This is a genomic window from Kitasatospora sp. NPDC089509, from assembly GCF_044749365.1.
Classification (GTDB): Bacteria; Actinomycetota; Actinomycetes; order Streptomycetales; family Streptomycetaceae; genus Kitasatospora.
Genome location: NZ_JBIVHS010000005.1, coordinates 365,226 through 386,203 on the forward strand (window position 1 = coordinate 365,226; position 20,978 = coordinate 386,203).

General features: G+C 73.6%; 15 protein-coding genes. 8 read left to right on the plus strand and 7 right to left on the minus strand.

Annotation, left to right across the window (positions count from 1 at the left end; all coding sequences use genetic code 11):
- Positions 1 to 10 precede the first annotated feature (10 nt).
- Positions 11 to 655 (minus strand): hypothetical protein, encoded by a 645-nt coding sequence (locus ACIP4P_RS13915; protein ID WP_400917633.1) that lies wholly within the window; start codon positions 653 to 655, stop codon positions 11 to 13.
- Between the two features lie 47 nt (positions 656 to 702).
- Here ACIP4P_RS13915 and npdG point away from each other — a divergent pair, with 47 nt between their 5' ends.
- Both npdG and ACIP4P_RS13925 read left to right on the plus strand, forming a co-directional pair.
- Entirely contained in the window at positions 703 to 1,419 is a 717-nt protein-coding gene (npdG, locus tag ACIP4P_RS13920; RefSeq protein WP_400917635.1) for an NADPH-dependent F420 reductase, read from the plus strand.
- Positions 1,420 to 1,532: 113 nt separating this feature from the next.
- Entirely contained in the window at positions 1,533 to 1,724 is a 192-nt protein-coding gene (locus ACIP4P_RS13925; protein ID WP_350511182.1) for a hypothetical protein, read from the plus strand.
- A gap of 27 nt (positions 1,725 to 1,751) precedes the next feature.
- Here ACIP4P_RS13925 and ACIP4P_RS13930 read toward each other — a convergent pair whose 3' ends face one another.
- Positions 1,752 to 2,567 carry a site-2 protease family protein gene (locus ACIP4P_RS13930; RefSeq protein WP_400917638.1) on the minus strand — a complete coding sequence of 272 codons (816 nt, stop codon included), beginning with the start codon at positions 2,565 to 2,567 and terminating at the stop codon, positions 1,752 to 1,754.
- Positions 2,568 to 2,761: 194 nt separating this feature from the next.
- Here ACIP4P_RS13930 and ACIP4P_RS13935 point away from each other — a divergent pair, with 194 nt between their 5' ends.
- Positions 2,762 to 6,160, plus strand: coding sequence for an AfsR/SARP family transcriptional regulator (locus ACIP4P_RS13935; RefSeq protein WP_400917639.1), 3,399 nt, complete (start codon positions 2,762 to 2,764; stop codon positions 6,158 to 6,160).
- 100 nt (positions 6,161 to 6,260) lie between these two features.
- On the opposite strand, the gene ACIP4P_RS13940 is transcribed toward ACIP4P_RS13935, so the two are convergent.
- The 3 genes from ACIP4P_RS13940 to panB form a co-directional block, all read right to left on the minus strand.
- Positions 6,261 to 7,091 (minus strand): ABC transporter permease, encoded by an 831-nt coding sequence (locus ACIP4P_RS13940; RefSeq protein ID WP_400917640.1) that lies wholly within the window; start codon positions 7,089 to 7,091, stop codon positions 6,261 to 6,263.
- A complete protein-coding gene (locus ACIP4P_RS13945) occupies positions 7,088 to 8,110 on the minus strand; it encodes an ATP-binding cassette domain-containing protein (protein ID WP_400917642.1) in 1,023 nt (340 codons plus the stop codon). Before ACIP4P_RS13945 ends, ACIP4P_RS13940 begins: the two co-directional genes overlap by 4 nt.
- A 146-nt stretch (positions 8,111 to 8,256) precedes the next feature.
- The gene (panB, locus tag ACIP4P_RS13950) at positions 8,257 to 9,123 is read right to left on the minus strand and encodes a 3-methyl-2-oxobutanoate hydroxymethyltransferase (protein ID WP_400917644.1); all 867 of its coding nucleotides are present in this window, start codon (positions 9,121 to 9,123) and stop codon (positions 8,257 to 8,259) included.
- A gap of 279 nt (positions 9,124 to 9,402) precedes the next feature.
- Here panB and ACIP4P_RS13955 point away from each other — a divergent pair, with 279 nt between their 5' ends.
- The 3 genes from ACIP4P_RS13955 (at position 9,403) to ACIP4P_RS13965 (ending at position 13,082) form a co-directional block, all read left to right on the plus strand.
- A complete protein-coding gene (locus tag ACIP4P_RS13955; RefSeq protein ID WP_400917646.1) occupies positions 9,403 to 11,010 on the plus strand; it encodes an MFS transporter in 1,608 nt (535 codons plus the stop codon).
- Positions 11,011 to 11,173: 163 nt separating this feature from the next.
- Positions 11,174 to 11,806: a TetR/AcrR family transcriptional regulator gene (locus tag ACIP4P_RS13960; RefSeq protein WP_400917648.1), complete on the plus strand. Its 633-nt coding sequence runs from the start codon at positions 11,174 to 11,176 to the stop codon at positions 11,804 to 11,806.
- Positions 11,807 to 12,041: 235 nt separating this feature from the next.
- A complete protein-coding gene (locus tag ACIP4P_RS13965; RefSeq protein ID WP_400917650.1) occupies positions 12,042 to 13,082 on the plus strand; it encodes an endonuclease/exonuclease/phosphatase family protein in 1,041 nt (346 codons plus the stop codon).
- A 16-nt stretch (positions 13,083 to 13,098) separates the two neighbouring features.
- On the opposite strand, the gene ACIP4P_RS13970 is transcribed toward ACIP4P_RS13965, so the two are convergent.
- The gene (locus ACIP4P_RS13970) at positions 13,099 to 14,853 is read right to left on the minus strand and encodes an NAD+ synthase (protein WP_400917652.1); all 1,755 of its coding nucleotides are present in this window, start codon (positions 14,851 to 14,853) and stop codon (positions 13,099 to 13,101) included.
- Between the two features lie 174 nt (positions 14,854 to 15,027).
- Between ACIP4P_RS13970 and glnA the strand changes: the two genes are divergently transcribed.
- The gene (gene glnA / locus ACIP4P_RS13975) at positions 15,028 to 16,389 is read left to right on the plus strand and encodes a type I glutamate--ammonia ligase (protein WP_350511192.1); all 1,362 of its coding nucleotides are present in this window, start codon (positions 15,028 to 15,030) and stop codon (positions 16,387 to 16,389) included.
- A gap of 322 nt (positions 16,390 to 16,711) precedes the next feature.
- The gene (locus tag ACIP4P_RS13980; protein WP_400917654.1) at positions 16,712 to 19,738 is read left to right on the plus strand and encodes a bifunctional [glutamine synthetase] adenylyltransferase/[glutamine synthetase]-adenylyl-L-tyrosine phosphorylase; all 3,027 of its coding nucleotides are present in this window, start codon (positions 16,712 to 16,714) and stop codon (positions 19,736 to 19,738) included.
- 57 nt (positions 19,739 to 19,795) lie between these two features.
- On the opposite strand, the gene ACIP4P_RS13985 is transcribed toward ACIP4P_RS13980, so the two are convergent.
- Complete coding sequence (locus tag ACIP4P_RS13985; protein WP_400917656.1) at positions 19,796 to 20,761, minus strand: phosphatase PAP2 family protein; 966 nt, start codon at positions 20,759 to 20,761, stop codon at positions 19,796 to 19,798.
- Positions 20,762 to 20,978: the final 217 nt, after the last annotated feature.

Genomic DNA, 20,978 nt, shown 5'->3' on the forward strand with positions numbered 1-20,978 from the left:
AACGGGTTTTTCACCAGCGGCTGAGCGTGGGCGCCGAGGTCAGCCGTTCGGCGAGCCCGGCCAGCCGGTCCAGGGCGGAGCGGCGGCCGGGCGGCTGTCCGGCGGCGGCGCTGACCAGGTGCTGGGCCAGGTCGAAGGGCTCCTCGGCGGCGGTCCCGACGGCGAGCCGCTCGTGCGCGAGACCGGCGAGGTCGGCGAGGTCGGTCAGGTCAGCCAGGTCGGCGGGGGCGCCGAGGCCACCCGGTGCGGCCGCGCCGTCCAGGGCGAGCACCGTCGCACCGTGCCGACGGGCGTCCTGCACCCGTTCCAGCAGCGGGGCGCCCGCCGCCCCCGGGGCCACCACCAGCACGGTGGCGCCGCGCCCGGCCTCGGTGAGCCGCCGCAGGTCGTGCGCCAGGTGGGCGGGGGCGGCGGCGGGCGGGCGGTGCCGCAGCAAGGTGGGGGCCAGCCGGGGGACGGCGGACCAGGCGGCCTCGTCCGCCAGATGGGCGGCCAGGTGCCAGGGCTCGTACGCCTCGGTGCCGACCAGCAGCAACTCGCCCGCCCCGCGCCGCTCCACCGAACGCCGCAGGGTGCCGGCGAAGCCGCCGACCGCCTCCAGCCAGCCGGTGCCGGTCAGTCGTTCCCGGAGTGCCGAAACTCTCACCGCGTCCATGCGGGCCAGGATGTCGCGCCGGGCGCGCGGTTTGGCAGGATCAGCCCATGACTTCCCTCGATTCAGCGACAAACCCGGCAACAAACCCGGCAGCAAACCCGGCTCACGAACTGCCGGACGTCTCCGAGCTGGTGGTCGGCGTCCTCGGCGGCACCGGCGACCAGGGGCGCGGCCTGGCCCTGCGGCTGGCCAAGGCCGGCCAGCAGGTGATCATCGGTTCCCGCGATGCCGCCCGGGCCGAGGCCTCGGCCGCCGAACTGGGCGTCGGCGTGCGCGGCGCCGACAACGCTACCGTCGCCCGGGAGAGTGACGTGGTGATCGTCGCCGTCCCGTGGGACGGTCACGCCGCCACCCTGACCGCGCTGCGCGCGGAGCTGGCCGGGAAGATCGTCGTCGACTGCGTCAACCCGCTCGGCTTCGACAAGCAGGGCGCCTACGCGCTCAAGCCGGAGGAGGGCAGCGCCGCCCAGCAGGCCGCCGCCCTGCTGCCGGACTCCCGGGTGACCGCCGCCTTCCACCACCTCTCGGCGGTGCTGCTGCAGGACGAGTCGGTGGAGCGGATCGACACCGACGTCATGGTGCTCGGCGACGACCGGGCCGCCACCGACGTGGTGCGGGCGCTGGCGGGCCTGATCCCCGGCATGCGCGGCATCTTCTCCGGCCGGCTGCGCAACGCCCACCAGGTGGAGGCGCTGGTGGCGAACCTGATCTCGGTCAACCGCCGCTACAAGGCCCACGCCGGCCTGCGGATCACCGACGTGTGACCGGTGGACCCCGTGTCGACCTCACCCCTGGAAGGCTTCCGGAGGTGAGGTCGGCGACAATGGGGGACGGCCGCCATCCGGCCGTCCGTACCCGGTCCTAGGAGTCCCGCGCCATGCCTCGCACGTCCCTGTTCGCCCTGCTCGTCGTCGTCCTCGCGCTGGCGGCCGCCGTGGTCTCGATGGTCGAGGGCTTCTGGATCGGGCTGATCTGGCTCCCGCTGGCCGGTGTGGCGAGCAACGTGCTGTGGATGAACCGGCGCAGGGCCAAGCTCGCCGAGGCGGCCGCCGCCGCCGAGCAGGGCTAGGGATTGTCGGACACGCCCTATCGTCGGCTAGCTCTTCCAGAAGCTGAACAGGTAGCGGCCGATCGTCGCGTAGTCGGTGCTCACGCCGAACAGGCCCATCAGGTCGTGGACGATCCCGAAGACGAACGAGTTCACCTCGGGCTGCCACAGCAGGGCGAACACCGCCAGCATCCCGTACGGGGCGAAGGGCTCGACCGCGCGCCGGGTCTTGGCGGAGAGCCAGGGCTCGACGATCCCGTAGCCGTCCAGGCCGGGGATCGGCAGCAGGTTCAGCAGCGCCGCGCTGAGTTGCAGCAGGCCGAGGAAGCCGAGGGCGCAGGCGAAGGGGGAGGCGTTGTACTCGTAGCCGTAGTACGTGGAGTGCAGGTCCGAGTCGTCCAGCCAGCCCGCGCCGACCGGGATCAGCAGCGCCGCCCCGATCAGCACGTTCACCAGCGGGCCGGCCGCCGAGATCAGGCTGTGCTTGAGCCGGCCGTGGATCCGGCTGCGCTCGATCCACACCGAGCCGCCGGGCAGGCCGATGCCGCCGAGGATCATGAAGACGATCGGCAGCACGAGGCTGAGCAGCATGTTGGCGTACTTCAGCGGGTTGAGCGTGAGGTAGCCCTTGGCCCCGACGGTGATGTCGCCGCCGTGCAGGGCGGTGCGCGCGTGGGCGTACTCGTGGAGGCAGAGCGAGACGACCCACCCCGACACCACGAACAGGAACACCCCGAAGCGGGCGTTGCCGAAGCCCGAGTACACCGCCCAGGCGGAGGTGCCCAGGGTGGCGAGGAGCACCCAGAACACCGGGCTGATCCGGCGGTCCTCGCTGCGGGAACGCGGCGTGGCGGCGAAGGTCATCTGTGGGTGCTCCGTGGACAGAGGGACGGGGGACTACCGGCAGGGACCGATCATGCCGGGCGGGTCGGTGGCCGGACAAGCCACCCGGGGTGAACGTCCGAGGTGCCGGGGCCGGTTCCACCGGACCGCCGGTGGCGGATCGGGTACAGCACAATTGTGCGCCCCCGCCGCCGCCGATCGACCAGAATGGCCCGGTGCACTACGGCATCCTCGGTACCACCACAGCCCATCACGACGACGGCACGCCGGTCGCGCTCGGCGGCGCCCGGCTGCGGGCGCTGCTCACCGCGCTGGCCCTGCGGCAGGGGCGGCCCGTTCCGGCCGACCTGCTGGTGGACGAGGTGTGGGAGGCCGAGCCGCCGCAGGACGCCTCGGCCGCGCTGCAGACCCTGGTCGGCAGACTGCGCCGCACCATCGGCCGGGACCGGGTCGGCTCCGGCCCGGCCGGGTACTGGCTGACCGACCCGGCCACCGACCTCGCCGACTTCCAGCGGCTGGGCGGCGAGGGCCGGCGCGCCCTCGACGCCGGCGACCACGCGCTGGCCGCCGAGCGGCTGGGCGCCGCGCTGGCGCTGTGGCGCGGCCCCGCGCTGGCCGACCTGCCGGACCGGGCCGGCCCGGCCGCCCGGCTGGAGGCCCAGCGGGAGGAGGCCCGCCGGCATCGGATCACCGCCGACCTCGGGCTCGGCCGGGCCGCCGAGCTGGTCGCCGAACTCGCCGAACTGTGCGAACGGCAGCCGCTGGACGAGCCCCTGCAGCTGCTGATGCTGCGGGCCCTGCACGGGAGCGGGCGCACCGCCGAGGCGCTGCGCCACTACGAGCGGACCAGGCGTGCGCTGGCGGACGAGCTCGGCGTCGACCCGGGCCGCCAACTCCAGGCCTGTTACGCCGAGTTGCTCGGCTCGGCGGCGTCGGCCCCGGCTCCAACTCCGGCCCCGGCCGCCGTCCCGCCGGCACCCGCCCCCGCCGCCCCCGCCACCCCGGCCCCGGCGCCCGAACCCATGCCCCAACTCCCGCGCCCCACCGGCAATCTGCGCGGCCGGCTGACCAGCTTCGTCGGCCGGGAGGGCGATCTCACCGCCCTGCGCGGCCTGGTGACGGAACGTCGGCTGGTCACCCTGACCGGTCCGGGCGGCTCCGGCAAGACCCGGCTGTCGGTGGAGGCCGGCCGCGCCGAGCAGTCCGCCGGGCACTGGCCGGACGGCGTCTGGGTGGCCGAACTCGCCCCGCTGGAGAGCCCGGAGGCGGTGCCCGCCGCCGTGGTCTCGGCGCTCGGCCTGCGCGAACTCGTGCTGCACGGCGGCGGCCGGGTCGCCGAGGTGATGGAGAAGCGCGCCGAGGACCCGCTGCGCCGACTGGTCGAGCACTGCGGCCACCGCCGGATGCTGCTGGTCCTGGACAACTGCGAGCACCTGATCCAGGCCGCCGCCGACCTGGCCGACACCCTGCTCGCCGAGTGCCCCGGGCTGACCGTGCTCGCCACCAGCCGGGAGCCGCTCGGCGTGCCCGGTGAGACCGTCCTGCCGGTCGAGCCGCTGCCCGACCCGGTGGCGCTGCGGCTGCTCGCCGAGCGGGCCGCCGCCGCCCGTCCCGGCTTCGACCCGGAGGGCGACCCGGAGGCCTGTGCCGAGATCTGCCGCCGCCTGGACGGCCTGCCGCTGGCCATCGAACTGGCCGCCGCCCGGCTGCGGGTGATGACGGCCCGGCAGATCGCCGACCGGCTGGACGGCCGGTTCGCCCTGCTCACCGCCGGCAGTCGCACTCTGCTGCCGCGCCAGCAGACCCTGCGCGCGGTGGTCGACTGGAGCTGGGACCTGCTGGGCAAGCGGGAGCGGGCGGTGCTGCGCCGGCTCTCGGTGTTCGCTGGCGGCTGGCAGTTGGAGGACGCCGAGGTGGTCTGCGCCGACGGCACCGAGGTGGTCGGCCCGGAGGTCGCCGACCTGCTGCTCTCCCTGGTCGACAAGTCCCTGCTGGTGGCGGACCTGGCGGACGACGGAGGCCAGCCGCGCTACCGGATGCTGGAGACCATCCACGAGTACGCCACCGAGCGCCTCGCCGAGTCCGCCGCCGAGCGCGACGCCACCGGCGCCCGCCACCTCTCGCACTTCCGGTCCGTGGTGGCCGCCGCCGACCTGGCCGTGCACGGGCCCCGGCAGCTGCACTGGCTCTCGGTGCTGGAGCGCGAGCAGGACAACGTCCGGGCCGCGCTGCGCCGGGCGATCGACCTCGGCGACGAGCAGCAGGCCCTGGTGCTGGCCCTCGGCATGAGCTGGTACTGGTCGCTGCGCGGCTACAGCCTGGAGGCCCGCGGCTGGTACGACGCGGTCACGGCGCTGGGCCCGGGCCCGTTCGGCCCGGACGTCCCGCCGCCGGTGCCGCTGGACCGCCCCGTGCTGGCGTACGGCCTGCCGATGCCCGAGGGGGTGGCCGAGGAGGCCCGCCGGCTGGTCGCGATGTACCGGCTGCTCGGGTTGTTCGAGGGGAACCTGGACGTGCTCGGCAGCGCCGAGGCGGTCGCGGTGGGGCAGCACCTGCTCGACGTCTACACCCCGGAACTGCCGCAGTCCTACCGCTTCCCGGCGATGATGCGGGTCTTCGGGGCCTTCCTGATCGGCCAGGTCGACCGGATGAAGGACCTGATGGACGACGCCGTCCGCGGCGCCGAGGTGCACGGCAGCCTGAACGACCTGGCGTTCGTCCTGCAGATCCGGGCCAAGATGATGAACGACTGGCCGGGCGGCTGGGAGCAGGGCGTCCGGGACGGCGAGCGCTCCCTGGAGCTGTACGAACGGGCCGGCAACCTCTGGGGGGTCTCCCAGGCGCTGGCGGCCCGCGGCGAGTCGATGGCGCTCCGGGGCGAGCCCGGGGAGGCGGTCGCCGCCTACCGGCAGGCGATCGAGCTGGCCGAGCGGCTGGGCGCGCTGCAGGAGGTGCCGGTGCTCCGGGTGAACCTCGGCAGCGCCCTGCTGGAGCTGGACCTGGACCGCGGGGAGCGGATCATCCAGGAGACGGTGGCGGCCCTCGGCCCGTTGGAGGCCGACCAGGCCTCCAACGGCGCGCTGCTGTTCGGCCGGCTGACGCTGGCCGGCATCCACTCCCAGCGCGGCGACCACGACCTGGCGCTGGCCGAACTGGACCTGCTGGAGACGGTCCGGACGGGCGGTGTCGCGCTGGGCATGGTCTCCGGGCTGGTCAGCTGCTCCCGGGGCTGGGTGGTCGCCCGGGCGGGGGATCCGGAACGGGGGCTCGACCTGCTCCGCGAGGGACGGCGGGCGCTGCGCTCGGCGGCCTCCGCCTCGGGCTTCGCCGGACAGATGGCGATCATGCTGGTGCCGGCCGTGGCCGGGGTGCTGCGCACCTTCGCCGAGCGTGACGGGGACCTCGACCGGGCCCGGCTGGCCGTCCGGTTGCTCGGCGCGCACGGCGGGCTGAACGGCCCGAAGGGCGGCTACCTGGACCGGGCCGAGCGGGACCGCTCGGCCGCCGTCCTGCGCGGGCTGCTGGGCGACGCCGAGTACGAGGCCGCGTACGCCTCCGGCGGCGGGATGACGCAGCAGCAGATCCAGGAGCTGCTGGAGGAGTTGATCGGTTGAGCGGTCGGCCGGTGCCCGTCCCCTGGTCACCGGCCGACCGCCCGTCCGTACCGGTCGGCGTCCCGTCCACGGCCGCCGGCCGGCTCCGACCCCGGCTCGCTCAGGTCCGCTTGCGGAAGCGGGCCACCGCGAGCGGGGCGAAGATCGCGGTCGAGGCGGCGGACCAGATCAGCACGATCATCACTGGGTGGGCCACCGCCCCTTCGCCGTTGAGCAGCGCCCGGGAGGCGTCGGCCAGCTGGGACAGCGGGTTGACCTTGGTGAAGGCCTGCAGCCAGCCCGGCATGGTGTTGGTCGGCGCGAAGATCGAGCTGCCGAACTGCAGCGGCATCAGGACCAGCATGGAGACGCCCTGGACGGCCTGGGCGCTCTTCATCGACATGCCCAGCAGCATCGAGATCCAGACGATCGACATGCCGAACACCAGCGACAGGCCGACGGCGGCCAGCAGTTGGAGGACGCCGGTCTTCAGTTCGAAGCCGAGGATGAAGGCGAAGGTCAGCAGGATCGCCGAGGAGAGCAGGGCGCGCAGGGTCTCCGCGACCAGCTTGGACAGCAGGACGGAGGACCGGCCGATCGGCAGGGTGCGGAAGCGGTCCATCACCCCGGTCTGGAAGTCGGTGTTCAGGCCGGTGCCGACGGCCAGCGCCAGCGTCATGCCGGTCTGCCCGAGCAGGCCGGGGATCATGAACTGCTTGTACTTGTCCTGGTCCCCGCCCATCATGGCGCCGCCGAAGACGTAGACGAACAGCACGGTGAAGACGATCGGCATCAGCACGGCGTCGAACATCGACTCCGGGTCGGCCTTGATCCGCATCAGGTTGCGGCGGGTCAGCGCGCCGATGTGGCGCAGGGTGGCGGACGGGCCGATCCGGGTCTCGTCGGCCGGGGCGCCGCCGACCGGGGCGGGGGCGAGCGTGGCGGTGGTCATGCGACGGGCTCCTTGACGAGGGCGGCGGACGCGGCGGGGGCGTCGGCGGTGGGCTTGCCGGTGATGGCGAGGAAGACCTCGTCCAGGCTGGGCACCTTGGTGTCGATGCCGGCGATCGCGAAGCCGCGCCCGCCGAGCACCCCGATCACGACGGTGAGCTGCTCGTCGTCGACCAGCGGCACCGCGAGCAGGCCGTCGTCGGGGGAGAAGGTGGCGGAGGTGATCCCGGCCTCGTGCAGGCAGCGGGTCATCTCCGGGAGCTCGGCCGGGTGGGCCGGGCGGACCTGGAGGATCTGGCCGCCGACCTTGGCCTTGAGCTCGGCGACGCCGCCGTTGGCGATCACCTTGCCGCGGTCGATCACGGTCAGCTCGTCGGCGAGCTGCTCGGCCTCCTCCATGTACTGGGTGGTCAGCAGCACGGTGCTGCCCTCGGCGACCATCCGCTGCACCTCGTCCCAGACCTCGTTGCGGGTGCGCGGGTCCAGGCCGGTGGTGGGCTCGTCCAGGTAGAGCACCCGGGGGCGGCCCATCATGCTGGCGGCCAGGTCGAGGCGGCGGCGCATGCCGCCGGAGTAGGTCTTGGCGATGCGCTTGGCGGCGTCGGTGAGCGAGAAGCGCTCCAGCAGCTCGGCGGCCCGGGCCTTGGCCTCGCGGCCGGAGAGGTCGAGCAGCCGGCCGATCAGGTAGAGGTTCTCGTAGCCGGAGAGCAGCTCGTCCACCGACGCGTACTGGCCGGTCAGGCCGATGGTGCGGCGCAGCTGCTTGGGCTGGCGCAGGACGTCGTAGCCGCCCACGAACGCGGTGCCGGCGTCGGGCTTGATCAGCGTGGAGAGCACCCGGACCAGGGTGGTCTTGCCGGCGCCGTTGGGGCCGAGCAGGGCGAGGACGGTCCCCTCGCGGACGGTGAGGTCGACGCCGTCCAGGGCCTTGGTGTCGCCGAAGTGCTTGACGATGCCGTGCACCTCGACGGCGTTGCCGGCTGTTCCCCGCGTCTTCGGGGCGGTCGCGATTCCTGTCATGCCTCCAGGGTGTCCGCCCCTGCTGTCAGCCCCCTGTCGCCCGCCGCCCGCCGCTGTCAGCCCGCTGTCACGGGGCGGCCGGCGGCGTCCGGGCGTGACAGCGGCCCTGCTCCGAGGGGTTCGGAGCAGGGCCGCGGCCGGGCGGGTCAGTGGAAGCTGTGCTCCTCCGCCGGGAAGGCGCCGGTGCGGACGTCCTCCGCGTAGGCGCGGGCGGCCTCGCCGAGGACGCCGCGCAGGTTCGCGTACTTCTTGACGAACTTGGGCACCCGGCCCGCCGTCATGCCGGCCATGTCGGTCCAGACCAGCACCTGGGCGTCGGTCTCCGGGCCGCCGCCGATGCCGACGGTCGGGATCGCCAGCTGCTCGGTGACCTGGGCGGCCAGTTCGGCCGGGACGGCCTCCAGCACCACCGAGAAGGCGCCGGCCTGCTGGACGGCCTTGGCGTCGCGCAGCAGCTGGTGCGCCGCCTCGTCGCCGCGGCCCTGGACCGGGTAGCCGCCGAAGGCGTGCACCGACTGCGGGGTGAGGCCGATGTGGGCCATCACCGGGACGCCGGCCTCGACCAGCAGCTCGATCGAACGGGCGCTGCGCTCGCCGCCCTCCAGCTTGACGGCGCCGACCCCGGCGTCCTTCATCAGCCGGGCCGCGTTGTGCATGGCCTGCGCGGGCGACTCCTGGTACGAGCCGAAGGGCAGGTCGGCGACGATCATGGCGCGCTGGGTGCCGCGGACGACGGCGGCGGAGAGCATCACCATCTGATCCATGGTCACCGGCACGGTGGTCTCGTAGCCGAGGTGGCAGTTGCCGGCCGAGTCGCCGACCAGCAGGACGGGGATCCCGGCCTCGTCGAACACGCCCGCGGTGAGGGCGTCGTAGGCGGTGAGCATGGCCCACTTCTCGCCGCGCTGCTTGGCGCCGGCGAGGTCGCGGACGGTGACGCGGCGGTTGGTGACCCCGCCGTAGAGGGTGGTGGTCGCCTGGTTCTGGGCAGGCGAAGGCGAAGAAGCGTTCATCGAACGGACTCCTGAAGGGTTGTCGTCTCGTGGCGCCGTACGGCGTCCCCGGATCACCTCCATGCTTGCACGCCCCGGCGCGAGCGCAAAGAGGGGTGCGATCGGTGGGGTGCGATCCGCACCACACCGGGCTCCCGCGCGCCGGGCGAAAGATGCCTGGTTTTTGCGAAACGGCCTCGTCTCGTATCGAATGTGCCACTAGGCTGGCCCCGGGGGTTACGAGACGTACGCGACTCGCAAATACCCGCCAGTGCCACGCCAACACGGACGGGAAGACCAATGACCACCGCAGCCGCGCCACCCCGTGTGCCGGAAGCCATCCACCGCCGACGCTGGGCGATCCTCTGGACCCTGGTGCTCGCCCTGCTCGTCGTCGTGCTCGACAGCTCGATCCTGAACGTCGCGATGAAGACCATCGCGACCCCCGCCCCGATCGGACTGGGCGCCACCCAGAGCGATCTGGAGTGGGCGATCAACTCCTACACCCTGGTGTTCGCCGGCCTGCTCTTCACCTCCGGCCTGCTCGGCGACCGCTACGGCCGCAAGCGGGCGCTGGTGAGCGGCATGGTGATCTTCGGCGCCGCCTCGCTGCTCTGCTCGATGTCCGACTCGCCCGGCCAACTCATCGGCTACCGCGGCCTGATGGGCGTCGGCGCGGCGCTCGCGATGCCCGCCACGCTGGCGATCCTGATGAACGTCTTCGAGCGCGAGGAGCAGCCCAAGGCGATCGGCATCTGGGCCGGCGCGGTCGGCCTGGCCATCGCCATCGGCCCGATCACCGGCGGTGTGCTGATCGAGCACTTCTGGTGGGGCTCGGTCTTCCTGATCAACGTCCCGATCGCGGTGGTCGCGGTGGTGGCGATGGCGATCCTGGTCCCCGAGTCCAAGGACCCCAACCCGGGGGCGATGGACCCGGTCGGGGTGCTGCTGTCGATCGTCGGCCTGGTCGCGCTGGTCTACGGCGTCATCAAGAGCGGCGAGCTGGCCGACTTCACCGCCTTCGCGGCCTGGGGGCCGACCGCGCTCGGCGTGCTCGCGCTGGCCGCCTTCGTGGTGTACGAGCGCCGCATCCCGTTCCCCGCGCTGGACGTCAGCTGGTTCCGCAACAAGGTGTTCAGCGCCTCCGTGGCCGTGGTCGGCGTGATCTTCTTCGCGCTGATGGGCGTCTCCTTCTTCGGCGTCTTCTACATCCAGAGCGTGCGCGGCTACAGCGCGCTGCAGTCCGGCCTGCTGATGCTGCCGCTGGCCGTCGCCCAGCTGCTGTTCGCCCCGCGGGCCCGGCTGGTGGTCGAGCGCTTCGGCGTCGCCGCCACCGCCGCCGGCGGCATGCTGCTGGTCGCGGTGGGCCTGGCCGGCTACGTCGTGATGACCGCCACCACCCCGATCTGGGTGCTGATCGTGCTCGGCCTGGTGATGGGCGCCGGCATGGCGCACGTCATGCCGCCGGTCACCGTCGCGATCATGAGCTCGCTGCCCCGCGAGAAGGCCGGCGCCGGCTCGGCCCTCAACAACACCTTCCGCCAGATCGGCGGCTCGCTCGGGGTCGCCGTGCTGGGCGCACTGCTCTCCATCGTCTACCGGGACGGGATGACCGATACCCTCACCCGCCTGCCGGAGAACCTGCGCGAGAAGGCGGGCGAGTCGCTGGAGTCCACCCGGGCGATCGCCGACGCGATCCCCGAGGGCAAGGGCCAGGCGCTGATCGCCCCGGCGAACGACGCCTTCATCCACGCGATGCACGTGGTGGCCTCGGTCTCCGTCGGCATCTCGCTGGTCGGCGTGCTGATCGCCTGGTTCCTGCTCCCGCGCCGCTCCGCCGCCCCGGGCGGGCCCGGCGGGAAGGCGCCCGGGCAGCCGGACCAGACCCGGGAGGCCGCGGCGGCCTGAGCCCGGCTCGACCGCTCCTTGATCAGCTGAGCGACAATGGCCCTGTCGGCCGGTGATCCGGTCGGCAGGGCTTTCGGCCCGGAGCGGGGACCCCGCCCGGGACCGGACCGACGGACACACCACGGCGTCCGCGCCCGGGCACAGCGAGGGAGACACGACGGGGATGAGGACGGACACGCCGACCGCCGGGACCGGCCGGCCCGACACGACGGTACGGCGCGGCCGGCCCCGCAGCGAGGCCGCCGAGCAGGCCATCTTCGCCGCCGTCGAGGACCTGATGGCCGACGGCAACACGCTGTCCGACCTCACCATCGAGGGCATCGCCACCGCGGCCGGTGTCGGCAAGGCCACCATCTACCGGCGCTGGCCCAACAAGGAGGCCCTGCTGGTCGAGGTGGTCGGCCGACTGGAGGAGCCGATCCCGGCCCCCACCGGCGCCGGCGCCCGCGCGGACCTGATCGCGATGGTCGACTACATCCGCCGCCGCGGCCTGGCCAAGCGCACCCGCTGGGTGCTCAAGGCCGCGCTCGGGCAGATGCAGACCCTGCCCGAGCTGTACACCGCCTACCGGGAGCGGGTGGTCAAGCCCCGCCGGGAGATCGGGCTCCAACTGATCCGGCAGGCCGTCGCCGAGGGCCTGGTCCGCGACGACCTCGACGTGGAGCTGCTCGGCGACCTGCTGATGGGGCCGATCCTCTACCGCACCATCCTCTGGGAGGACTCCGACCTGGAGGACCCGGACCTCTCCCGGCGCCTGGTCGACGCCGTCCTGGAGGGCATCGCCCCCCGGCCGTAGCCGCCCCTCCGGCAGGCCCGGACCGGCTCCTTCGTGCACGCCGCCCGGCTCCCGCGGCCACGTGGCCTGGCTCACCAAAGCGGGCCACGCCGGAACCCGGTCCCGGGGCCGCGCGTCTGTCCCGGCATAGGCTGAGCCGGGTATCCGATCAAACCGGCACCAGTCCGGCGCCGCGCCCGTACCCCCACGGACCGGACGGCGGACCGGCGACGGCACGAGCGACGGGAGCCACGGCATGGCGCAGGCGGACAGCACCGAACGGACCACGGCCCGTGGCGGTGTCGGCACGCCCGTCGGCCGCGGCGGCTTCCTCGGCCTGCGGCACTGGGGTCGGGACGCCCGCGGCAGCGGCCCCTGGCGGCGCGGGCTGCTGGTCGCCCTGCTGGCCGTGGCCACCGCCGCGCTGCTGGGCTTCCACGCCCGGGTGCCGAACAGCGTCGGCAACCTCGGCAGCCTGCTGGAGACCTTCCTGCCCTGGGTGGGCCTGGCCGTCCCGGTGCTGCTGGTGCCCGCGCTGCTGCGCCGCTCCGCCACCGCGCTGATCGCCCTGCTGCTGCCCGCCCTGCTGTGGGTCAACCTGTTCGGCGGGCTGGTGTCCGACAAGAGCGGCGGCAAGGGCGACTGGACGGTGGTCAGCCACAACGTCGCCGCCGGCAACACCGACGTGCCGGGCACCATCCGCGGCCTGGTCGCCTCGGGGGCCGAGATCGTCGCCCTCCAGGAGCTGGCCGGCCCGCAGGTGGGGGCGTACGAGACCGGGCTGGCCGGCAGCTACCCGCACCACACGGTGGAGGGGACGGTCGGGCTCTGGTCGAAGTACCCGATCGCCGACGTCTCGCCGGTGGACCTGAAGATCGGCTGGACCAGGGCGTTCCGGGCCGAGGTCAGCACCCCGCAGGGCCCGGTCGCGGTGTACGTCGCCCACCTGCCGTCCGTGCGGCTCAAGGCCGAGGGCGGCTTCACCGTCCGGCAGCGGGACGTCAGCGCCCAGGCGCTCGGCGACGCGATCCAGGCCGAGCCGGTGAAGAAGGTGCTGCTGCTCGGCGACCTCAACGGCACCATGAACGACCGCAGCCTGGCCCCGGTCACCTCGCAGATGCGCTCGGCCCAGGGCGCGGCCGGGGACGGCTTCGGCTTCAGCTGGCCCTCGGCGTTCCCGATGGCGCGGATCGACCAGATCATGAGCAAGGGCGGGCTCCGGCCGGTGGACTCCCGCACCCTGCCCCGGGACGGCAGCGACCACCTCGCGGTGGCCGCCGCCTACCGGTACAACTAGCCGCGTACCGGTACAACTAGCCGCGCCGCCAGCGGTTGGTGATCGGCAGCCGGCGGTCCCGGCCGAAGTTCTTGACCGAGATCTTCGGGCCCGGCGGGTACTGGCGCCGCTTGTACTCGGCGGTGTCGACCAGCCGGACCACCCGGTCCACCACGGCCGGGTCGAAGCCGGCCGCGACGATCGCGTCCCGGCCCTCGTCGCCCTCGATGTAGCGGGCCAGCACGCTGTCCAGCAGGTCGTAGTCGGGCAGCGAGTCGGCGTCCACCTGGTCCGGCCGCAGTTCGGCGGACGGCGGCTTGGTGATGGTGTGCTCGGGGATCGGCGGCGCCTCGCCGCGCCGCTCGGCCTCCTCGTTGCGCCAGCGGGCGAGCCGGAAGACCAGCGACTTGTAGACGTCCTTGATCGGGCCGTACGCGCCCACCGAGTCGCCGTACAGGGTCGAGTAGCCGACCGCCAGCTCGCTCTTGTTGCCGGGCGCGAGCACGATGTGCCCCTCCTGGTTGGAGATCGCCATCAGCAGGGTGCCGCGCAGCCGGGACTGCAGGTTCTCCTCGGCCAGGCCGGTCAGTTCGGTGGCGGCCAGGTAGGCGTCGAACATCGGGGCGATCGAGACGGTGCGGAAGTGCAGCCCGGTGCGGCGGGCCAGTTCGGCCGCGTCGTCCCGGGAGTGCTGGGAGGAGTAGCGGCTGGGCATCGAGACGCAGTGCACGTTGTCGGCGCCGAGCGCGTCCACCGCGATCGAGGCCACCAGGGCCGAGTCGATGCCGCCGGAGAGGCCGATCAGCACCGAGCGGAAGCCGTTCTTGGTCACGTACGCCCGGGTGCCGGAGACCAGCGCGGCCCAGATCTCGGCCTCGTCGGAGAGCCGCGGCGCGATGCCGGCGGTGCGCCTCTCGGCGGGGGCCGGGGCGGGCCGGTCGCCCAGCTCGGTGCGGACCAGGTGCAGCCCGTCGCCGAGCAGCAGGCCGTCGGTGTGGTCGCTGCTGGCGGCCGGCAGGTCGAGGTCCAGCACCATCAGGTACTCCTCGAACTGCGGTGCGCGGGCCAGGACTTGACCGTCCGCACCGACCACGACGGAGTCGCCGTCGAAGACCAGCTCGTCCTGGCCGCCGACCATGTTGACGTACGCCAGCGGGCAGCCCGCCTCGGCCGCGCGGCGCCGCACCAGCTCCAGCCGCTGGTCGTCCTTGTTCCGTTCGTACGGTGAGCCGTTGACGACCAGCAGCAGTCCGGCGCCGGCCTCGCGGGCGGCGGTGACCCGGCCGCCGTCCTGCCAGATGTCCTCGCAGATCGCCAGCGCGACGTCCACCCCGTGCAGCCGCAGCACCGGCAGCTGGTCGCCCGGGACGAACCAGCGGTACTCGTCGAAGACGCCGTAGTTGGGCAGGTGGTGCTTGGCGAAGCGGGTCAGCACCTCGCCCCGGTGCAGCACCGCGGCGCAGTTCTGCGGCGACCCGGCGGGGCGGCCGAACCGCGGTGAGGCGTGCTCGGAGCGGCCGAGGTAGCCGACCACCACCGGCACCTCGCCCAGTCCGTCGTCGGCCAGCCGGCCCGCCAGCGCGACCAGGGCGCCGCGCGAGGCCTCGACGAAGGAGCGGCGCAGTGCGAGGTCCTCGACCGGGTAGCCGGTCAGGGCCATCTCGGGGAACGCGACCAGCTGGGCGCCGGCCTCGACGGCCTGCTTGGTCCAGCGCACCACCTCGTCGCTGTTGCGGGCGAGGTCACCGACCCAGGGGTCGGTCTGGCTCAGGGCGAGACGGAGAGTGGGCATGGCAGGAGTCTAATCGTCTAACTGACGCAATGTCCCGTGCAGATGGTAGGACCGGGGGTCGGCCCTGCCGCGGCCCGCGGGGATCGGCCATGATGGTGGCAATCGCTTTACGGGGTCTTTCGGGGGCCGCCCGGGCGTAACACGAGCGTAAAGAGCAGAGGTGAGACTGTCCCCATGGGCAAGCAGCAGCAGTTCGTGCTTCGGACGCTCGAAGAGCGTGACATCCGGTTCGTCCGGCTGTGGTTCACCGATGTGCTCGGGTTCCTCAAGTCGGTCGCGGTGGCGCCGGCCGAGCTGGAACAGGCCTTCGAGGAGGGCATCGGGTTCGACGGCTCGGCGATCGAGGGATTCGCCCGGGTGTACGAGTCCGACATGATCGCCAAGCCGGATCCGACCACCTTCCAGATCCTGCCGTGGCGCTCGGAGACCCCGGGCACCGCGCGGATGTTCTGCGACATCCTGATGCCGGACGGCTCGCCCTCCTACGCCGATCCCCGGTTCGTGCTCAAGCGCACCCTGGAGAAGGCCTCCGAGCAGGGCTTCACCTTCTACACCCACCCCGAGATCGAGTTCTTCCTGCTGAAGAACCTGCCCGGCGACGGCACCGCGCCGATCCCCGCCGACCAGTCCGGCTACTTCGACCACACCCCGCGCGGGGTGGGCCACGACTTTCGCCGACAGGCGATCACCATGCTGGAGTCGATGGGCATCTCGGTCGAGTTCTCGCACCACGAGGGCGCCCCCGGCCAGCAGGAGATCGACCTGCGCTACGCCGACGCGCTGTCCACCGCCGACAACATCATGACCTTCCGACTGGTCATGAAGGAGGTCGCGCTGGAGCAGGGCGTGCACGCCAGCTTCATGCCCAAGCCGTTCTCCGAGCACCCCGGCAGCGGCATGCACACCCACCTCTCGCTCTTCGAGGGCGACCGCAACGCCTTCCACGAGTCCGGCGCCGAGTACCAGCTCTCCAAGGTCGGCAGATCGTTCATCGCCGGCCTGCTGCGGCACGCCGCCGAGACGGCCGCCGTCACCAACCAGTGGGTGAACTCCTACAAGCGGATCTGGGGCGGCTCCCAGCGCACCGCCGGCGCCGGCGGCGAGGCCCCCTCGTACATCTGCTGGGGCCACAACAACCGCTCGGCGCTGATCCGGGTGCCGATGTACAAGCCGGGCAAGCAGGGCTCCACCCGGATCGAGGTGCGCTCCCTGGACACCGGCTGCAACCCGTACCTCGCCTACGCCGTCACCCTGGCGGCCGGACTCAAGGGCATCGAGGAGGGCTACGAGCTCCCGCCCGGCGCCGACGACGACGTGTGGGCGCTGACCGACTCCGAGCGCCGCGCCCTCGGCATCCAGCCGATGCCGCAGAACCTCGGCGAGGCCATCGACCTGATGCAGCGCAGCGAACTGGTCGCCGAGACCCTGGGCGAGCACGTGTTCGACTTCTTCCTGCGCAACAAGCGCCAGGAGTGGGAGGAGTACCGCTCCGAGGTCACCCCGTTCGAGCTGCGGAAGAACCTCCAGGTGCTCTGAGCCCCGGACCCGCCCGGGCCGGTCCCGCCGCCGTCCGACCGGGCGACGGCGGGCCCGGCGCCCCGGTGTGACCGGGGGAGCGGAAGGGGCTCCGGTGACAGAACGTGAAGAAGCTGTGACGTAGTGGTGGCCGGGATGGAGAAGGCACCGGGTGAAACCGGCCGATCGCGGGCGGGGTCACGCGGACGGGTGCTCGTCCGGCGGGCGGGTCACCCCCGGGCGCGGCGCCCTGCGGGCGCGTAACCTGCTACCGAACTCTCGTCGTTCGTCCCGCAGCCGGGACTTCGCGGACGGGCCGGCGGGCGGACGGACGGAGGGGTCGATGGCGGTGGAGGAGCAGCGGGCCGGGAGCCGGGTCAGCCGGCCCGAGATCAGGTTGGTCCGGCGCGGGTTCACCGATCCCGCCAAGGCGGTGCGGCTGCTGGACGGCCCCGGGCTGGAGGGCCTGGCGGACGACCCGGTGCTGCTGGACGCGCTCGGCGCCACCGCCGACCCCGACCTCGCGCTGCTGGGCCTGGCCCGGCTGCTGGAGGCCGCCGACGAGGCCGACCGGCACACCCTGCGCGACACCCTCACCACCTCCAAGCCGCTGCGCGACCGGCTGCTCGGCGTGCTCGGCGTCTCCACCGCGCTCGGCGACCACCTGGCCCGGCACCCGCACGACTGGCACGCGCTGGTCACCTTCGAGCTGCGCGACATGCACCCCGGCCCGGCGGACTTCCGCCGGGCGCTCGCCGAAGGCGTCGCGCGCGGCCGCGACCACGGCCCGGAGAACGCGCTGCGGGTCGCCTACCGTCGCTGCCTGCTGGCCATCGCCGCCCGGGACCTCACCGGCACCACCGACCTCGCCCAGACCGCCGCCGAACTCGCCGACCTGGCCGGCGCCACCCTGCAGACCGCCCTGGACCTCGCCGCCGAACAGGACCCGGAGGCGGTCGCGGCCTGCCGGCTCGCCGTGATCGGGATGGGCAAGTGCGGCGGCCGCGAGCTCAACTACGTCTCCGACGTGGACGTGATCTTCGTCGCCGAGCCGCGCGAGGGCGTGGACGAGCAGACCGCGATCCGGGCCGCCACCCGGCTGGCCGCCGCGCTCACCCGGCTCTGCTCCGACACCACCGGCGAGGGCACCATCTGGCCGGTGGACGCCAACCTGCGCCCCGAGGGCCGCAACGGACCGCTGGTGCGCACCCTGGCCAGCCACCTCGCCTACTACCAGCGCTGGGCCAAGACCTGGGAGTTCCAGGCGCTGCTCAAGGCCCGCCCGGTCGCCGGGGACGCCGAGCTCGGCGCCGCGTACGTCGAGGCGCTCGCCCCGCTGGTGTGGCAGGCCGCCGCCCGGGAGAACTTCGTCACCGACGTGCAGCAGATGCGCCGCCGGGTGATCGACTCCATCCCGGCCACCGAACTGGACCGCCAGCTCAAGCTCGGCCCGGGCGGGCTGCGCGACGTCGAGTTCTCCGTCCAGCTGCTCCAGCTGGTGCACGGCCGCACCGACCCGGCGCTGCGCAGCGGCAACACCCTGGAGGCGCTGGCCGCGCTCTCCCGCGGCGGGTACGTCGGCCGGGCGGACGCCGTCTCGCTGGACACCGCGTACCGCTTCCTGCGCTCGCTGGAGCACCGCATCCAGCTGCACCGGCTGCGCCGCACCCATCTGATGCCCACCGCCGAGGAGGACCTGCGCCGCCTCGCCCGCTCGCTCTCCGGGCTGATCAACGACGACACCCGCTCCGACCCGGTGGCCGCGCTGCAGCGCGAGTGGAAGCGGCACGCGGTGGAGGTGCGGCGGCTGCACGAGAAGCTGTTCTACCGCCCGCTGCTCGACGCCGTCGCCGAACTGCCGCCCGGTGCGGCCGGGTTGACCCCGGAGGCGGCCCGGGCCCGACTGGAGGCACTCGGCTACACCGACCCGGCCGCGGCGCTGCGGCACATCAGCGCGCTCGCCTCCGGCGTCAGCCGCAAGGCCGCGATCCAGCGCACCCTGCTGCCGGTGCTGCTCGGCTGGTTCGCCGAGTCGGCCGACCCGGACGCCGGACTGCTCAACTTCCGCCTGGTCTCCGACGCGCTCGGCCGCACCCCCTGGTACCTGCGGCTGCTGCGGGACGAGAGCGCCGCCGCCGAGCAGCTGGCCCGGGTGCTCTCGGCCGGCCGGCTCGCCCCCGACCTGCTGCTGCGCGCCCCCGAGGCGGTGGCCATGCTGGGCGACCCCCGGGGCCCGGTCCCGCGCGGCCGGGCGGCGCTGCAGTCGGAGATACTGGCCGCCGTCGGCCGGGCCGGATCCACCGCCGCCGCGGTGGCCGCCGCCCGCTCGGTGCGCCGCCGGGAGCTGTTCCGGACGGCCGCCGCGGACGTGCTCGGCCGGCTCGGCGAGGACCCGGCCGAGGCGCTGGACGTCGCCGGGGAGGCGCTGACCGCGCTCAACGCCGCCACCCTCCAGGGCGCCCTGCGGGCCTGCATCGCCGGCTGGGAGGCCGAGCACGGGGACCTGCCGACCCGGATCGCGGTGATCGCGATGGGCCGCTTCGGCGGGCACGAGCTGGGCTACGGCTCGGACGCGGACGTGCTCTTCGTCCACGAGCCGCTGCTCGGCTCGCTGGAGCAGGAGGCGGCCCGGGCGGCCCAGGCGGTCTGCAACGAGCTGCGCACCCTGCTGGCCGCGCCGTCCACCGAGCCGCCGCTGCTGGTCGACGCCGACCTGCGGCCGGAGGGCCGTAGCGGCCCGCTGGTGCGCACCCTGGCCTCGTACGCGGCGTACTACCGGCGTTGGTCGCACGCCTGGGAGAGCCAGGCGCTGCTGCGGGCCGAGCCGGTGGCCGGGGACGAGGACCTGGGCGCCCGGTTCCGGCAGCTGATCGACCCGCTGCGCTACCCGGGCGCCGGGGTGCCGGAGCGGGACCTGGTGGAGATCCGCCGGATCAAGGCCCGGATCGAGGCCGAGCGGCTGCCGCGCGGCGCCGACCCGACCACCCACACCAAGATCGGCCGGGGCGGCCTGGCGGACGTCGAGTGGACGGTGCAGCTGCTCCAGCTCCAGCACGGGCACGAGGTGCCGGAGCTGCGCACCACCCGGACCAGGGCCGCGCTGGCGGCCGCCGCCGGGGCCGGGCTGGTGGAGCGGGCCGACGCGGAGGTGCTGGAGGCGGCCTGGGTGCTGGCCTCCAGGGTGCGGTCGGCGGTGATGCTGGTGCGCGGGCGGCCGGGGGACAGCTTCCCGGGGGAGGCCCGGGAGCTGGCCGGGGTGGCCCGCTACCTCGGGTACGGGGGCGGGCACAGCGGGGAACTGGTGGACGACTACCGGCGCACCACCCGGCGGGCCCGGGCGGTGGTGGACCGGCTGTTCTACGGCTCCTGAGCCGTCCCGCGCATGCGAGAGGGGCCCCACGCGGGGGCCCCTCCGGTACGTTCGCGGCTACCGCCGGGCGCTGCTCACGGCCGGCTCGCTCCACTGCTCGGGGACGGTGACCGGCGTCTCGGCGGTCTCCCGGGCGGGCACCCGCGGCAGCCGGTAGACCCACTCCCGGTAGAGCCAGCGGGCGGCCAGGAAGCCGACCGTCAGGCAGATCAGGCCGCCGACGGCGTCCATCCAGAAGTGGTTGGCGGTCGAGATGATCACCGTCAGGGTGGCCACCGGGTACAGCAGGCCGAGCACCCTGACCCAGGTCCGGCGGGCCAGGAAGAAGATCGTCAGGCCGCACCAGGTCGACCAGCCGATGTGCATCGAGGGCATGGCCGCGTACAGGTTGGAGACGTGCGCGGCCGGGCCGGAGGCGAAGGAGCCCCAGGTGTGGTGCACCGCCACGGTGTCGATGAAGCCGCCGTCGGTCATCAGCCGCGGCGGGGCCAGCGGGAAGAAGTAGAAGCCGACCAGGGCGATGCCGGTGGTGACGAACAGCACGGTGCGGGCCGCGACGTAGCGGCCGGGGTGGCTGCGGTAGAGCCAGACCAGCACGCCGATGGTGATGATGAAGTGCAGCGTCGCGTAGTAGTAGTTCATCCCGGTGATGAGCCACCCGACGCTGTCCATGGCGTGGTTGATCGAGCGCTCGACGGCGATGCCGAGGTGCTGCTCCAACTGCCAGATCCAGCGCGCGTTCCGCTGGGCCACCGCCTCCTGCTCGGGGACGGCGTTGCGGACGATCGAGTAGATCCAGTAGCTGATCCCGATCAGCGCCAGCTCGAACCAGATCCGCGGCCGGGCCGGCGAGCGGCGCTGGTCGCGGATGCGGGCCCGCAGTGCGGCGGTGCGGGACTGGGCGGCACGGGTGGCTCCGTCGGGCAGTCCGGCCGCGGTGGCCTGGGCTGCCCCGGAACCGCCACCGTGGGCCGCGTCGGCGCGCCGGACGTCGCCTCGCTGGATCTCGGTCGGTTCCCCCATGGACGAGAAGTCTGCCAGACCGCTCGTAGCCGTCTGCTCATCCTCTGGAAGTGGATTCTTCACCGGCTGTCCCCCTCCAGGGGTAGGGGGCGGATCCCACCGGGGTAGGGGGTGCGATCGGGTCTGGGGGTCACCGGTGGGACGGACATACGTTCCATTGTCACGCGCTCCGCCGTCAGGGCGTAACCGGGGTCCTCGGGACGGCCGCCGGCCAGGA

Excerpts from the sequence above, each read along its gene's own strand:
- ACIP4P_RS13915 (WP_400917633.1), bottom strand. The coding sequence starts at position 655 with ATGGACGCGGTGAGAGTTTCGGCACTCCGGGAACGACTGACCGGCACC.
- npdG (WP_400917635.1), top strand. The coding sequence starts at position 703 with ATGACTTCCCTCGATTCAGCGACAAACCCGGCAACAAACCCGGCAGCA.
- ACIP4P_RS13925 (WP_350511182.1), top strand. The coding sequence starts at position 1,533 with ATGCCTCGCACGTCCCTGTTCGCCCTGCTCGTCGTCGTCCTCGCGCTG.
- ACIP4P_RS13930 (WP_400917638.1), bottom strand. The coding sequence starts at position 2,567 with ATGACCTTCGCCGCCACGCCGCGTTCCCGCAGCGAGGACCGCCGGATC.
- ACIP4P_RS13940 (WP_400917640.1), bottom strand. The coding sequence starts at position 7,091 with ATGACCACCGCCACGCTCGCCCCCGCCCCGGTCGGCGGCGCCCCGGCC.
- ACIP4P_RS13945 (WP_400917642.1), bottom strand. The coding sequence starts at position 8,110 with ATGACAGGAATCGCGACCGCCCCGAAGACGCGGGGAACAGCCGGCAAC.
- panB (WP_400917644.1), bottom strand. The coding sequence starts at position 9,123 with ATGAACGCTTCTTCGCCTTCGCCTGCCCAGAACCAGGCGACCACCACC.
- ACIP4P_RS13955 (WP_400917646.1), top strand. The coding sequence starts at position 9,403 with ATGACCACCGCAGCCGCGCCACCCCGTGTGCCGGAAGCCATCCACCGC.
- ACIP4P_RS13960 (WP_400917648.1), top strand. The coding sequence starts at position 11,174 with ATGAGGACGGACACGCCGACCGCCGGGACCGGCCGGCCCGACACGACG.
- ACIP4P_RS13965 (WP_400917650.1), top strand. The coding sequence starts at position 12,042 with ATGGCGCAGGCGGACAGCACCGAACGGACCACGGCCCGTGGCGGTGTC.
- ACIP4P_RS13970 (WP_400917652.1), bottom strand. The coding sequence starts at position 14,853 with ATGCCCACTCTCCGTCTCGCCCTGAGCCAGACCGACCCCTGGGTCGGT.
- glnA (WP_350511192.1), top strand. The coding sequence starts at position 15,028 with ATGGGCAAGCAGCAGCAGTTCGTGCTTCGGACGCTCGAAGAGCGTGAC.
- ACIP4P_RS13980 (WP_400917654.1), top strand. The coding sequence starts at position 16,712 with ATGGCGGTGGAGGAGCAGCGGGCCGGGAGCCGGGTCAGCCGGCCCGAG.
- ACIP4P_RS13985 (WP_400917656.1), bottom strand. The coding sequence starts at position 20,761 with ATGGGGGAACCGACCGAGATCCAGCGAGGCGACGTCCGGCGCGCCGAC.